This window comes from Saccharopolyspora sp. 7B, assembly GCF_020177435.1.
Lineage (GTDB): Bacteria > Actinomycetota > Actinomycetes > Mycobacteriales > Pseudonocardiaceae > Saccharopolyspora_C > Saccharopolyspora_C gregorii.
Map to the genome: position 1 here is coordinate 1 of NZ_JAIUKC010000087.1, position 13,628 is coordinate 13,628.

General features: G+C 72.0%; 16 protein-coding genes. 11 read left to right on the plus strand and 5 right to left on the minus strand.

The window, feature by feature from the left end; genetic code table 11:
• Positions 1-237: 237 nt before the first annotated feature.
• Positions 238-1,080, minus strand: a complete 843-nt coding sequence (locus LCD33_RS14715) for an SMP-30/gluconolactonase/LRE family protein (RefSeq protein WP_224977948.1) — start codon at positions 1,078-1,080, stop codon at positions 238-240.
• A 111-nt stretch (positions 1,081-1,191) separates the two neighbouring features.
• Here LCD33_RS14715 and LCD33_RS14720 point away from each other — a divergent pair, with 111 nt between their 5' ends.
• The 8 genes from LCD33_RS14720 to LCD33_RS14755 all read left to right on the plus strand — a co-directional run bounded on the left by LCD33_RS14720 (position 1,192) and on the right by LCD33_RS14755 (position 7,045).
• Positions 1,192-1,812: a rhomboid family intramembrane serine protease gene (locus LCD33_RS14720; protein WP_373689980.1), complete on the plus strand. Its 621-nt coding sequence runs from the start codon at positions 1,192-1,194 to the stop codon at positions 1,810-1,812.
• Positions 1,809-2,621 carry a glutamate racemase gene (gene murI / locus LCD33_RS14725; protein WP_224956103.1) on the plus strand — a complete coding sequence of 271 codons (813 nt, stop codon included), beginning with the start codon at positions 1,809-1,811 and terminating at the stop codon, positions 2,619-2,621. The genes LCD33_RS14720 and murI overlap by 4 nt, the downstream gene beginning before the upstream one ends.
• Positions 2,618-3,385: an MBL fold metallo-hydrolase gene (locus LCD33_RS14730; protein WP_224956104.1), complete on the plus strand. Its 768-nt coding sequence runs from the start codon at positions 2,618-2,620 to the stop codon at positions 3,383-3,385. The genes murI and LCD33_RS14730 overlap by 4 nt, the downstream gene beginning before the upstream one ends.
• 19 nt (positions 3,386-3,404) lie before the next feature.
• Positions 3,405-3,824 (plus strand): Imm1 family immunity protein, encoded by a 420-nt coding sequence (locus LCD33_RS14735; protein WP_224956105.1) that lies wholly within the window; start codon positions 3,405-3,407, stop codon positions 3,822-3,824.
• A gap of 55 nt (positions 3,825-3,879) precedes the next feature.
• Positions 3,880-4,635 carry a ribonuclease PH gene (rph, locus tag LCD33_RS14740; protein WP_224977949.1) on the plus strand — a complete coding sequence of 252 codons (756 nt, stop codon included), beginning with the start codon at positions 3,880-3,882 and terminating at the stop codon, positions 4,633-4,635.
• Positions 4,632-5,240, plus strand: coding sequence for an RdgB/HAM1 family non-canonical purine NTP pyrophosphatase (gene rdgB, locus LCD33_RS14745; RefSeq protein WP_224977950.1), 609 nt, complete (start codon positions 4,632-4,634; stop codon positions 5,238-5,240). The genes rph and rdgB overlap by 4 nt, the downstream gene beginning before the upstream one ends.
• Before the next feature lie 716 nt (positions 5,241-5,956).
• Entirely contained in the window at positions 5,957-6,163 is a 207-nt protein-coding gene (locus LCD33_RS14750; protein WP_224977951.1) for a hypothetical protein, read from the plus strand.
• Positions 6,164-6,289: 126 nt separating this feature from the next.
• Positions 6,290-7,045: a sulfite exporter TauE/SafE family protein gene (locus LCD33_RS14755; protein ID WP_224977952.1), complete on the plus strand. Its 756-nt coding sequence runs from the start codon at positions 6,290-6,292 to the stop codon at positions 7,043-7,045.
• Between the two features lie 273 nt (positions 7,046-7,318).
• Here the strand turns inward: LCD33_RS14755 and bcp are convergent, their stop codons facing one another.
• Together bcp and LCD33_RS14765 are read right to left on the minus strand one after the other, a co-directional pair.
• Entirely contained in the window at positions 7,319-7,792 is a 474-nt protein-coding gene (bcp, locus tag LCD33_RS14760; RefSeq protein WP_224977953.1) for a thioredoxin-dependent thiol peroxidase, read from the minus strand.
• A gap of 98 nt (positions 7,793-7,890) precedes the next feature.
• Positions 7,891-8,088, minus strand: coding sequence for a hypothetical protein (locus LCD33_RS14765; protein ID WP_224959038.1), 198 nt, complete (start codon positions 8,086-8,088; stop codon positions 7,891-7,893).
• Between the two features lie 155 nt (positions 8,089-8,243).
• Between LCD33_RS14765 and LCD33_RS14770 the strand changes: the two genes are divergently transcribed.
• The 3 genes from LCD33_RS14770 (at position 8,244) to LCD33_RS14780 (ending at position 11,353) form a co-directional block, all read left to right on the plus strand.
• Positions 8,244-9,977 carry a pyruvate dehydrogenase gene (locus LCD33_RS14770; RefSeq protein ID WP_224977954.1) on the plus strand — a complete coding sequence of 578 codons (1,734 nt, stop codon included), beginning with the start codon at positions 8,244-8,246 and terminating at the stop codon, positions 9,975-9,977.
• Positions 9,978-10,312: 335 nt separating this feature from the next.
• Complete coding sequence (locus tag LCD33_RS14775; protein WP_224959036.1) at positions 10,313-11,161, plus strand: helix-turn-helix transcriptional regulator; 849 nt, start codon at positions 10,313-10,315, stop codon at positions 11,159-11,161.
• Complete coding sequence (locus LCD33_RS14780; protein WP_224959035.1) at positions 11,162-11,353, plus strand: DUF397 domain-containing protein; 192 nt, start codon at positions 11,162-11,164, stop codon at positions 11,351-11,353. It abuts the gene before it with no gap.
• 204 nt (positions 11,354-11,557) lie between these two features.
• On the opposite strand, the gene LCD33_RS14785 is transcribed toward LCD33_RS14780, so the two are convergent.
• Together LCD33_RS14785 and LCD33_RS14790 are read right to left on the minus strand one after the other, a co-directional pair.
• A complete protein-coding gene (locus LCD33_RS14785; protein WP_224959034.1) occupies positions 11,558-13,072 on the minus strand; it encodes a PH domain-containing protein in 1,515 nt (504 codons plus the stop codon).
• Entirely contained in the window at positions 13,069-13,584 is a 516-nt protein-coding gene (locus LCD33_RS14790) for a PH domain-containing protein (protein ID WP_224968052.1), read from the minus strand. Before LCD33_RS14790 ends, LCD33_RS14785 begins: the two co-directional genes overlap by 4 nt.
• Positions 13,585-13,628 lie beyond the last annotated feature (44 nt).

The window sequence follows — 13,628 nt, forward strand, 5'->3', positions numbered from 1 at the left end:
TTTCTAAACCACCCCACCGGCGGGCGCCCCGCCCCCCCCCCCCCCACCCCCCCCCCCCCCCCCCCCCCCCCCCCCCCCCCAAAACCTTTCTGTCCTCGTCGGGCCCCCCCCCCCCCGCCACAGCCCGCGGGGAGGCCGACCGATCACCGCATCCGCACACCTCCGACGAAATGGAGTGAACGGTCCGTTCGACCAACCAGATGGGACGAACGGTCCGTTCACTCCGCGAGGAGGGCGTCAGCCGGGGAAGGTGTGCGACCGCAACCCTTCCCCTGCCCCGGGCACGACGAGCACCGCACCGTCCGCCGGCTCCGGTTCGGCGAGGCCGTCGCGGGCGGTCGTGATGTAGAGGTCGGTGAGGTCTTCGCCGCCGAAGCAGCAGCTCGTCGGGCGCCGGGACGGCAGCGGCACGGTCCGGTCGACCCGCCCGTCGGGCGCGTAGCGGCGCACTTCCCCGCGGTCCCGCACCGCGACCCACAGGAATCCGTCGGCGTCGGCGCACATCCCGGCGGGTTCCCCGTCGACGTCGAACGCGGTGCGGCGCTCGGTGGCGGCGCCGGTCACCTGGTCGACGGTCAGCACGTCGATGCGGCGGGCGGCGCTGTCGGCGAGGTGGAGCCGGGTGTCGTCGGGGCTCCAGGCGAGCCCGTTGCCCGCGGCGATCCCGTCGACGACCACGTGCGCGGCGCCGTTCGGGTCGACGCGGACGAGCCATCCGCCGCCGCTCTCGTCCTCGCGCACGGTGGTCGCCCAGACCCGTCCGCCCACGTCGACGGTGGTCTCGCCGGCGCGGACCCCGTCGCGGGCCCAGAAGGTGAGCCAGGTGCGGCGTTCCCCGTCGGCGTCGTACAGCGCGACGCCCTCGTCGAAGTGCAGCAGCAGTCCGCCGCGGGTGCGCGGTTTGGCGGCGCTGACCTGCTGCGGGACCTGCATGGCGTGGTCGGTGTCGTCGGGCGCGTAGCGGTGCACGGTGCGGGCGCGCAGGTCGGTCCACAGCAGGCTCGCGGTTCCCGCGTCCCAGGTGGGGCCGTGCCCGTGGTGCGCTGCGGCAGGCACGGCCTGCTCGGCGGTGGTGGGCACCGCTGTTACCTCCTGGGGTTTCCGGGTTCGGCGAACGGTGCGGGAGCTTAGCGGGCGCGGCAGAACGTTCCCCCGAGTCACCGCTCCCCCGATCCGCGTAACCTCGGAAAGGTGACGAATCAGCCAGAGCGGCCGCGCGTCCTCCCGCGGAACCCGCTGCGCGCGGCGGTGCAGATGGCGTTCATGGTGGCGGTGCTCTACGCCGTCGAGTTCTGGGACCAGGCGACGCCGGGGAACTTGGACCAGAACGGCATCGTGCCCCACCGGATCAGCGGCTTGGACGGGGTCCTGTGGGCTCCGCTGCTGCACGCGGGCTGGGGCCACCTGATGTCGAACACGGTGCCGCTGCTGGTGCTGGGCTGGTTGCTGCTGGCGAACGGGGTGGGGCAGTTCGTGGCGGTGACGGCGATCGTGTGGGTCGTCGGCGGCCTCGGCACCTGGCTGATCGCGACCGGCGGGGTGCACGTGGGCGCGTCGGGAGTGGCGTTCGGCTGGATGGTGTTCCTGCTGGTGCGCGGCTTCTTCAACCGCAGCCTGGGGCAGATCGTGGTGGCGGTGGTGCTGTTCTTCTACTGGGGCGGCATGTTGTGGGGCGTGCTGCCCGGCCAGCCGTTGATCTCGTGGGAGGGTCACCTGTGCGGGGCGCTCGGCGGATTGCTGGCGGCGTGGCTGGTGGCGCGCAGCACTCGTCGCGGTTCGGGAACGCCGCAGCCTGGCACACTGTCGGCGTGACGAACGCGCCGATCGGGATCTTCGACTCCGGAGTCGGCGGGCTGACCGTCGCCCGCGCCGTGCTGGACCAGTTGCCGGGCGAGGCGATCCGCTACGTGGGCGACACCGCGAACGCCCCGTACGGGCCGCGCCCGCTGGCCGACATCCGCGAACGCACCTTGGCGATCACCGATTCGCTAGTGGAGGGCGGGGTGAAGGCCCTGGTCATCGCCTGCAACACGGCGTCGGCCGCGTGCCTGCGGGATGCGCGGGAGCGCTACGACGTGCCGGTGGTGGAGGTGGTGCTGCCCGCGGTGCGCCGGGCGGTGGCCACGACCCGCAACGGCCGGGTCGGGGTGATCGGTACCGAGGCGACGATCCGCTCGCGCGCCTACGACGACGCGTTCACGGCGGCTCCGCAGGTGCGGCTCACGACGGCGGCGTGCCCCCGGTTCGCGGACTTCGTGGAGCGCGGCATCACCAGCGGCCGCCAGGTGCTGGGGTTGGCGCAGGGCTACCTGGATCCGCTGCAGCGGGCCGATGTGGACACGCTGGTGCTGGGCTGCACGCACTACCCGATGCTCACGGGCGTGCTGCAGCTGGCGATGGGTGATCAGGTGACGCTGGTGTCGAGCGCGGAGGAGACCGCGAAGGACGTGGTGCGGGTGCTCACCGAGCAGGACATGCTGGCGGGGCCGCAGGAACCCGATCACGAGTTCCGCACCACCGGCGATCCGGCGAGGTTCACCCGCTTGGCAGGCCGCTTCTTGGGTCCGATCGCGGCTTTCGGGTCCGTGCGGCAGGTCGCCATGTCAGGCTCGTCGGCGTGAAGCTGACGATTCTCGGATGTTCCGGCAGCCTGCCCCGGCCGGACTCACCCGCCTCCGGCTACCTCGTCGAGGCCGGTGGGGCGCGGATCGCGCTCGACCTGGGGAACGGCACCGTCGGTGCGCTGCAACGCCATTCGGACCCGTTCTCGCTGGACGGGTTGTTCCTGAGCCACCTGCACCCGGACCACTGCTCGGACTTCGGGGCGTTGACGGTGCTGCGCCGCTACCACCCCGATCCCCCGCACGACACGACGCGCCGCAAGCTGCCGGTGTTCGGGCCGCCGGAGACGCAGGACCGGTTGACCAGGCTGTACGCGCCGAACACCGCGGAGCTGGCGGAGACGGACCTGGCCGACGTGTACGACTTCGCCGGTTTCGGCTCACCCGCGGAGATCGGCCCGTTCCGGGTGGCGGCGTTCCCGGTGGACCACCTGTGCCCGGCGTGGGGTTTCCGGGTGTCGGCTGGTGGCCGGGTGCTGGCCTACACCGGTGACACGGGCCCGTGCGCTGCGCTGGAGGAGCTGGCGCGGGGTGCGGACGCGCTGCTGGCCGAGGCGTCCTGGTCGGATTCGCCGGACCGCCCCGACGGGGTGCACCTGTCCGGGCGGCAGGCGGCGCGGGTGGCGAAGCGGGCCGGGGTGCGGCAGCTGCTGCTGACCCACCTGCAACCGTGGACCGACCCGCAGGAGATCCTGCGGGAGGCGACCGAGGAGTTCGACGGCCCGGTGGAGGTCGTCGAGGCCGGTCGCGACTACCCGATCTGAGTCGGTGGGAAGGACGAGGATGACGATCACGGCGGTGTGGTCGATCGCGTCGACGGCGGACGCGAACGCGGGCGACGGGCTCAGCGTCACCGAACCGGGCGAGGTCGACGACCTGGTGCGCCGGCTGGCGGAGCCGAACGCGGGCCCCGCGACGATCTGGCACGAGGGGCGGGAGCCCGCGGACTCCGCCACCGGCATGCTCGACCACGACGTGATCGCCGCGGTGTCCGGCGGCTACGGCTACCTGAGCCACATCGACACCGACCACGACTACGCCGTCCTCGACGGCGACCCGGAATCACCCGCGCTGATCAGCGAGGACGCCGAGTTCCCCGCGGGCAGCGGCGTGGACCCGGCGGTGCTGGCGGCGGCGCTGCGGGACTTCCTGGAGACGGGACGGCGGCCGAAGGCCGTGGAGTGGCGCACCCTCGACTGGTAGCGGTCCGGTCACCGCCACCCAGAACGGGCGCGGCACGGGCAGTTAGGGTGGGCGCGTGGCGAGAGCGGATGGGCGGAGCGACGACCAGCTCCGGGACGTGCGAATCACCCGCGGATACCAGGACTGGCCCGCCGGTTCGGTCCTGGTCGAGTTCGGGAAGACCCGCGTGCTGTGCGCGGCGAGCGTGCAGGACGGGGTGCCGCGCTGGCGCACCGGTTCCGGCCTCGGCTGGGTGACCGCCGAGTACGCGATGCTGCCGTCGGCGACGAACACCCGCGGGGTGCGCGAATCGGTGAAGGGCCGCATCGGCGGCCGCACCCACGAGATCAGCAGGCTCATCGGCCGTTCGCTGCGCGCCTGCATCGACCTGGCGGCGCTGGGCGAGAACACGATCGCGCTGGACTGCGACGTGATCCAGGCCGACGGCGGCACCCGCACGGCGGCGATCACCGGCGCGTACGTGGCGCTCGCGGACGCCGTCACCTGGCTGAGCTCGGCGGGCCGGTTGTCCGATCCGAAGCCGCTGTCCTGCTCGATCTCCGCGGTGAGCGTCGGCGTGGTGGACGGCCGGGTGCGGCTGGACCTGCCGTACGAGGAGGACTCGCGCGCCGAGGTGGACATGAACGTGGTCGCCACCGACCACGGCACCCTCGTCGAGGTGCAGGGCACCGGGGAGGGCGCCACCTTCCCCCGGTCCACTTTGGACACGATGGTGGACTTCGCGCTGAACGGCTGCGCCGAGCTGTCCCGCAAGCAGGCCGAGGCGCTGACCGCGCCGTACCCCGGCGAACTCCCCGGCGGTGCCCGGTGACGCGGCTGCTGCTGGCCACCCGCAACGCGAAGAAGCTCGTGGAGCTGCGGCGCATCCTCGAAGCCGAAGGCGTCACCGGCGTCGAGGTCGTCGGCCTGGACGCGGTGCCCGAGTTCCCGGAAGCCCCCGAGACCGGGGCCACGTTCGAGGAGAACGCGCTCGCGAAGGCCGCCGACGCGGCCCGCGCGACCGGTCTCCCCGCCGTCGCCGACGATTCCGGGCTCGCCGTGGACGCGCTCAACGGCATGCCCGGGGTGCTGTCCGCCCGCTGGTCCGGCGCGCACGGCGACGACCAGGCGAACCTGGACCTGCTGCTCGGCCAGATCGGGGACGTGCCGGACGAGCGGCGCGGGGCGGCGTTCGTCTCGGCCGCCGCGCTGGTGCTGCCGGACGGCACCGAGACCGTGGTGCGCGGCGAGTGGCCGGGAACCGTGGTGCGCGCCGAACGCGGCACCAACGGGTTCGGCTACGACCCGATCTTCGTGCCCGAGGGCGAGACGCGGACCGCGGCGGAGCTCTCCGCCGAGGAGAAGGACGCGGACTCGCACCGCGGGCGGGCGCTGCGGTCGCTGCTGCCCATGCTGCGGGAGCTGGCGGCTCGGTAGTGGCAGGCGGCGGTTTCCGCGGGACCGTCTGAAAGTCGGGCTCATCGTCGGAAGCTGCGCCGCGCCTGGCGCGGCCGCGCCGCAGGAGGCATCGGGTCGGGCGCTGCGCGGCCCGCCGACGTCAGCGGGCCCGTTCGCGACGATCGGGACCGCTCATCGGGCCTGTTCATCGGGCCCGCCTGATCGGTGCCGGCGCGGACCGCGCTGAGGCGCCGCTCCCTCGGCGAGCTGGACCCCGGACTCCGGCGGTCGCCCCCGCTGCCCAGCTCCGGCGCGGTTCCGGACCGGCGGGAAGTGCGCGCATGGCGGACACCTAGCCGGGTTTCACGCGGACGGCGGACCCGATCGGCGAGTTCGCGGACCCGAGGCGGCGGGGTGGCTCAGCCCGGAGGCGGCCGATCGGCGCAAGCGGAGCGGAAACCGGACGCGACGCCGCCCGAATGCCGGGTGTGCGCCGCACCACCCGCGCGGGGTGTTCCCCGGACGCCGCGTAACGACCGGCCACGATCCGGCGAAGTGTCGAGTGGGTCCGCGAATCGGGGCGGGCTCCGCAACTTCTCGCCATCAGGCGGACATCGCCGCGCGGCGCGGTGCAGGGATGCACCGAGCGCCGGCCCTTCGCTCTCCGGACCCCGCGACGCGGCGGCCGTCCGGAGCCTCCGCACCGATCGGCGTCCCGGTTTCCGCCGCGCAGTTCCCGCCGAAGGAGAACCTCGATGAAGCCGTTGCTCGTGTGCGTGTCCGTCGGTGTCACCTCCGCCGCCGTCACCTTCAGCGTCCTCGCCGCGTTGCACGCCGCGAACTCGCTCGCCGCTCCCCCGCCGCGCCGCCGCACCGGTTCCGGCCGGTCGGCGTCAGCGGGGTCGCTGTCGGCGGGGTGGGGGGGGCCGGAGCCGGTGCGCGTGCCCGTTCCCGCGCGCTGAACCGACCGGCGCATTCCGGTCATCACGTCCGGCGACACCCCGCGGAACGTTCACCAGTCGGAATGCCGCTGTGACGACGGTCGCCCCAGATCCCGGTCCGGCGGTGATGGCGGTTAGGTTCCGCTGGTGTTCAGCGAATGGATCGAACCGGTGCTGCTGCTCGTCGTCGGATTCCTGTCCGGGGCGATCAACGCCGTAGCGGGCGGCGGATCGCTGCTGGTGTTCCCGGCGCTGCTGGCCACCGGCATGCCACCGCTCGTCGCGAACGTGACGAACTCGGTGGTGCAAGGCCCCGGCTTCGTCGGCGCCGCCGTCGGGCAGCGCGACGACCTCACGGGCGCGCCGCGGCGACTGCTGTGGACGTCGATCGCCGCGGCCGTCGGCTCCTCCATCGGGTGCGTGCTGCTCATGGTGCTGCCCGGCGAGGTGTTCGACGCCGTGGTGCCCGTGCTGATCGGGCTGTCCGCAGTGCTCATGGCGTTCCAGAACACGATCAAGCGCTGGTTCGGCCGGACCGAGGGTGGCGCGGAACGCCTCGGCTGGCTGTCGTTCGGGCTCTTCCTCGCCTCCATCTACGGCGGCTACTTCGGCGGGGCGCGCAGCGTCATCCTCATCGCGATCCTCATGTTCGCGGTCAACGACACGATGCGGCGGCTCAACGCGCTGAAGAACTGGCTCGGGCTCATCGGCAGCGCCGTCACGCTGGTCGTGTACTCGCTGATCGCGCCGGTCGACTGGGCGGCGGTGCTGCTCGTCGCACCCACGACGGTGCTCGGCGGCTACCTCGGGGGCAAGATCGCCCAGCGGATCCCGGCGACGCTGCTGCGCTACCTGGTGGTCGTCATCGCGGCCGGAGTCGCCCTCTACATGGCCTTCGACTGATCCGGGGTGAACGGACCCTTCGACCAACCGGACGGGACGAACGGTCCGTTCACTCCATCCGCGGGTCGCCGAGCCGGTCGCCTCTTCCCGGGGTGAACGGACCCTTCGACCGACCAGACCGGACCAACAGTCCGTTCACCACCCCGAACTGATCCGGGGCGAACGGACCGTTCGACCAACCAGATGGGACGAACGGTCCGTTCACCCATCGACGGTGGACGTGCGGGAGGGGCGGGTCCGAGCCGGAACCGCCCCTCCCGGTGGTGCGGGTCGTCAGACGCCGAGGTCCTTGCGGAGCCGGTCGACGTGGCCCGTGGCCTTGACGTTGTAGAGCGCCTTGTCGATCTTGCCGTCGGGGTCGACGACGAAGGTCGAGCGGATCACGCCCTGCACGACCTTGCCGTAGTTCTTCTTCTCCCCGAACGCGCCCCACGCGGCCATCACCGACTTGTCCACATCGGACAGCAACGGGAAGGTGAGGCCCTCGGCGTCGCGGAACTTCGCCAGCTTCTCCGGCTTGTCCGGCGAGATGCCGACCACGTCGAACCCGGCGTCGTCGAGCACCGCCAAGCTGTCCCGGAAGTCGCACGCTTCCTTGGTGCAGCCGGGCGTGCTGGCCGCCGGGTAGAAGTAGACCACCAGGGAGCGGCCCCGGTAGTCGGCGAGCGCCACGGTCTTGCCGTCGGCGTCCGGCAGGGAGAATTCGGGTGCGGCGTCACCCGGTGCGAGTCGCTGCTGTTCGCTCATGCCTCGACGCTAGTCCACGCCGAACGCCCCGCTCGCCTGGGCGGCCACCGACCGCCCAGGCCACCGCGGGCGAGATCACCTCGGGCGGAACCCTCGACTCAGGGCAGTTGCGGCGCGGTCTCCGACACCGTCTGCGAGACGGTGTTCACCGACACCGCCTCCTCCTGATCATCAGCGGCGATGAACCCACCGAAGAACAGCCCGGCCAGAGCCGAAGCGGTCACGGACAGCGCGCAAACGGTGTAAAGGCGCAGGCTCACCGTTTTCCCTTTCCTGCAGGAGTTTTCGAGGAACACGTCGACATCGACTACCAAGTGATCGCCGGTCGGGGTGGAGACGTTACCGGGTTCCCCCGAACGGGGGGTGAACGCGGCGCTACCTCCTGGAGTTGCGGGGCTGCACCGCCCCGCGTAGACGGGAGACACCAGCACCCCACCTATCGGGAGAGCTCATGCCGACCGTGGCCGACCAGTTCATCGAAGTGCTCGTGCAAGCAGGCGTGCGACGGATCTACGGGATCGTCGGCGACAGCCTCAACCCGGTGGTGGACGCGGTTCGGCGCACCGACGGCATCGAATGGGTGCACGTGCGGCACGAGGAGGCGGCGGCGTTCGCCGCCAGCGCCGAGGCTCAGCTGACCGGGCGGCTCGCGGTGTGCGCGGGCAGTTGCGGGCCGGGAAACCTGCACCTGATCAACGGGCTGTACGACGCGCACCGCAGCGGCGCCCCGGTGCTCGCCCTGGCCTCGCACATCCCGTCGGAGCAGATCGGCACCGGCTTCTTCCAGGAGACGCATCCGGAGGAGTTGTTCAACGAGTGCAGCCACTTCTGCGAGCTGCTCTCCCAGCCGGAGCAGATGCCGCGGCTGCTGCGCAGCGCCATGCAGACCGCGGCGGGGCGGCGCGGTGTTTCGGTGCTGGTGCTGCCGGGGGACGTCGCGCACAAGTCGGCGGCGCGGTCGACGGGCACCGGCGCGGTCGATTCGGAGCCGCCGACGGTGGTGCCCTCCCCGACGCAGGTCGACCAGCTCGCCGAATCGCTGAACTCGGCGGAGCGGGTGATGTTGTTCTGCGGTGCCGGGACCCGTGGCGCGCACCAGGACGTGATGCAGCTGGCGAGCACCTTGCAGGCCCCGGTGGGTCACGCGCTGCGCGGCAAGGAGTGGATCCAGTACGACAACCCGTACGACGTGGGCATGAGCGGGCTGCTCGGCTACGGCGCCTGCCAGCAGGCGATGCAGAAGGCGGACCGGGTGGTGCTGCTGGGCACCGACTTCCCGTACGACAACTTCCTGCCGCAGGCCAACACGGTGCAGGTGGACATCGACCCGACGCACCTGGGCAGGCGCACCGTGCTCGACCTGGCGGTGCACGGCGACGTGCGCGAGACGATCCGCGCGGTGCTGCCGAAGCTGCGGCAGAAGACGGACCGCTCGTTCCTGGACCGGATGCTGCGCGAGCACGCCGACCAGCTGGAGCAGGTCGTCGACTCGTACACCACGAACGTCGGCAACCAGGTGCCGATCCACCCGGAGTACGTGGCCGACGCGCTGGACGACCTGGCGGCCGAGGACGCGGTGTTCACCGTGGACACCGGGATGTGCAACGTGTGGGCGGCGCGCTACGTGACGCCGAACGCGCACCGCCGGGTGCTGGGCTCGTTCGTGCACGGGTCGATGGCGAACGCGTTGCCGCAGGCCATCGGCGCCCAGCTCGTCGACCGGCGCAGGCAGGTGATCGCGATGGCCGGCGACGGTGGGCTGTCCATGCTGATGGGCGAGCTGTTGACGCTGCGGACGCTCCAGCTGCCGGTGAAGGTGGTCGTGTTCAACAACTCCTCACTGGGCATGGTGAAGCTGGAGATGCTGGTGGACGGGCTGCCGGACTTCGGCACCGACCACGATTCGATCGACTACGCCGGGATCGCCGCGGCGGCGGGCATTCACTCGGTGCGGGTGGAGCGGCCCGGTGAGGTGCGGGAGGCGCTGGAGGGGACGTTGGCCCGGCCGGGGCCGGCGCTCATCGACGTGGTGACCGACCCGAACGCGCTGTCGATCCCGCCGAAGATCACCGGTACGCAGGTGAAGGGCTTCGCGCTGGCGGTGAGCCGCACCGTGCTCTCCGGCGGGGTGGGGAAGATGGTGCAGCTGGCGCGGAGCAACCTGCGCAACATCCCCCGTCCCTGAGCACGCGTCACTCGTCCCGGGAGGGGCCAGCCGGGTTTCCGGGAAATCGGTCGCTCTGCGTGAGTTTTCCCGCGTCGCGGCGGGATCGAGAGGCGCGGCGCGGCGAGCCGGTTGCCGCCGCATCCGCCCGGGACGGTGCCGCGGTCCCGATCCTCGGACCAGCACGCCGAGGTCGGGACCAGCTCCGCAGCGGGGAAAAGCACGCTCCGCCAGGTGTTCCGGCCGGTCCCGCACCGCCGCCCCCGGACTCGGTTCGTGCCGCCGGCGCCGGGAAAAGGATGTCGGTTGGGTGACGCGATGGTGACGCTCGGTTCGCAGGGTGGACACTGATCGCCATGACAGTGAGTCCCACGGTGCGCCGCCGCCGCCTCGCCGCGGAGCTGCGCAGGCTCCGAGGACTGGCGGAGGTCACCCAGCAGCAGGCGGCCACCCACCTCGGTTGCACCCAGGCGAAGATAGGCAGATTCGAGACGGCGAAGCGTTCTCCGTCGATCGGCGACGTCAGCGCGTTGCTGGACTTCTACGCCGTCAACGGTGCCGAACGCGAACAGTTGATCAACCTGGCTCGGGACGCCCGGAAGCGCGGCTGGTGGCATTCCTACAGCGATGTGCTTCCCGAGTGGTACGAGACCTACGTCGGGCTGGAGGCCGAGGCCTCGTCCATGCACACCTGGGAGTCGGAAGCGATCCCCGGCCTGCTCCAGACCGCCGAGTACGCGTACGCCATCACCAAGTCCACCTTGATCCGCGCGGACGAGCCGGAGATCAGCCGCCGCGTGGAGCTCCGGATGCAGCGCCAGGACCGGATCACCGGATCGCAGCCCCTGGACCTGTGGGCGGTGATCGGCGAGACGGCGCTGCGCCGCGGCGTGGGCGGTTCGGCGGTATTGCGCCGCCAATTGGAGCACTTGCTCGCTTTGGCGGAACTCCCGAACGTGACGTTGCAGGTCATGCCGTTGGACGCGGGCGCGCATCCGGCGCAGGCAGGGCCATTCGTCATCCTCCGCTACTCCAATCACGTGGATCCGGATGTCGTCTATCTGGAAACCCACGTGGGAGGACTTTATCTCGAACGGGATAACGAGCTGTCCAAATACGTGACGATGATGGACCATCTACGCGCACACGCGATCGACCCGGAAGGGTCCATTCAAGTGATTCACGAGCGCATAGGAGAGCTGTAGATGGAATACCTCACGGGTTGGCGGACCAGCACCCGGAGCACGCACCAGGGACAATGCGTGGAGGTCGGCTTCGGTGCCGCGCGCGTCGGCGTGCGTGACACGAAGGACCGGCCGGGTGGCTACTTCGTCGTCGATCCCGCGCGGTGGGCGGACTTCCTCGGAGGTCTCAAGCGCGGCACTTTCGACCGCTGACCCTCGCACCACCGCGTCCGGTGACCGCGCCGTCCCGGACGTGAGAACGAACCGAAGAACCGAGCGGGTCGCCGGATCCGCGCCCGCTCGGCTCCGATTCTCGAAGTCGGATTAATCCGACCGTCGATCGCCCCGTTTCCGCAGACCGAGGCGCCTTCCTGCTATTCCTCCGATCGCTGCGAAACGCATCTCACCCGAACGGTCCTACTCCTCGCGGGTATTAATCGGTGGCGCGGGTTCGAGGAATGGGGTGAGCAGGCCCGGTACCGCCTCTTCGGCCAGCAGCAGGCCGTTCCCCGCGCGCACGTCGGGGATCGTGCACCGGCCGGACCCGGCCGCCGTGGTGGCCACGACGTCCAGCAGCCCGGAGCGGCGCTGGAACACCGACTGCTCGAAGCGCCAGCCGATGATCCCGTCCCGGCGCAGCGCGACGGTCCGGCGCAGCCCGGTGCCGCGCCTGCCCACCAGGTAGGCGCCGTGCAGCCGGTGTCCGAGGTTGCGGTAGGCGTCGATGCCGAACGCGGTCGCGAGCAACGCCACCGAGGGCACCACGGCCGCCGCCGGGGCGAGGGGGATCCAGCCGAGCACCGCCGCCACCACCGCGGCCGCGGCGAACGGCAGCGCCACCAGCAGCCCCCACGTGATCCGCCGCCGCAGCGCGGCCCGCGGGTGCGCGGTGAAGCCGTCAGCGGGGAAGTTCTCCTCCCGCAGCACCTCGGCGGCGACCCGGCGGGCTTCAGCGCGCGGCGCGGGCGGCAGCAAGGTCTTCGCATCCGGCTGCTTCCCGCCCTCGGCGTCGCTGAGCCCGGTGGCGATCGCGTTGGTGCGGGCCCCGCCGACCCAGCGCAGCAGCAGCGGCTCGGCGAGCTCCACCCCGCGCAACCGGCTCTCCTCCAGGGAGATCGACCGCTGGGTGAGCAGCCCGCGGCGCACCCGGAGCGTCCCGGTGCTTTCGCGGGTGAGCGTGAACCCCCACCACAGCTCCACCGACAGCAGCAGCGAGCCGAGCACCCCGACCAGCACGACCGCCACCACGGGGGCGCCGATGGCCAGCCAGAGCGGGACCGCCCGGATCTCCTCCCCGACGAGCCGGTACACCCCGAACTTCGCCAGCAGTTCGGAGAACGAGCCGAACGCCGAGGCGATCGCGCCCCACACGGCGAGGATCAACGACATCGTGGCGCCGGAGTACAGCAGCCACACCGGACGCAGCCGGGCCAGCTCCCCGTCCCGCGGCCCGTCCGACGCGTCGTCCGCGGCACCGTCCGCAGTGGACTCCCGGAGCAGCAGCGCCGCCCGGATCCGCTCCGCGTCGGACCGGGCCAGCGCGTCCAGCTTCAGCTCGCCGTCGCCCTGCGCCCCGGTGCCGATCTTCACCACGGACAACCCGAGCACCCGGTGCATCGGGTCGGCGGTGAGGTCGACGCTGCGGATGCGGTCCCGCGGTAGCGAGCGGTGGCTGCGGGACAGCACGCCCTTGCGCAGCTCCACCCGCTCCTCGCCGATCCGGTAGGAGCCGAACCACCAGTCCAGCCCGGTGGCCACCGCCAGCAGCGCCGCGCAGGCGGCCCAGATCCCCGCCATGACGGCGACTCCGGCCGGTTTCGTCCCGGCCACGAGCATCACCGCGGCGGTGGGCACCAGCGGCAGCAGCGCCAGGACCACCGGCACCAGCACGACCCGGCCGTCGAGCCGCCGCCAGCCCGCCGGCCCGCTCATGTCGCGTCCCCGGGCGCCGCCTGGGTGGTGGCGGTGAGCCGCTCGACGAGTTCGGCGGCGACCCGGTGGTCCAGCCCGTCGATGCGCAGCGGCCCGGCGGCCGATGCGGTGGTGACGGTGACGCTGGCGAGCCCGAACGCGCGTTGCAGCGGGCCGCGCACCGTGTCCACGGTCTGGATCCGGGACATCGGGGCCACGCGCCACTCCTGGCGCAACCAGCCGGCCGCGGTGTACACGGCGTCGTCGGTGTTCTCCCAGCGGTGCACCCGGTAGCGCCACTGCGGCATCACGACCAGGTAGGGGATGCCGAGCACGGCCACGACGGCGAGCCCGAGCAGCAGCCAGGGGCGGGCGGGGGCGATCAGTGCGGCGAGCACGGCGAGCACCACGGCCGGTGGGACGACGAGGATCGCGGCTTGGGCGGACCACCAGCCGACGGCTCGGCGCTCCACCCGGTGCCGGGGTGGCCGCAGGCGCACCTGCGCTGCGGGTTGTCTGTCTTCTGTGGACACGTCGTGGTCTCCGATTCGGTGGTGCGGCCCTGGTCGCGGCGGGC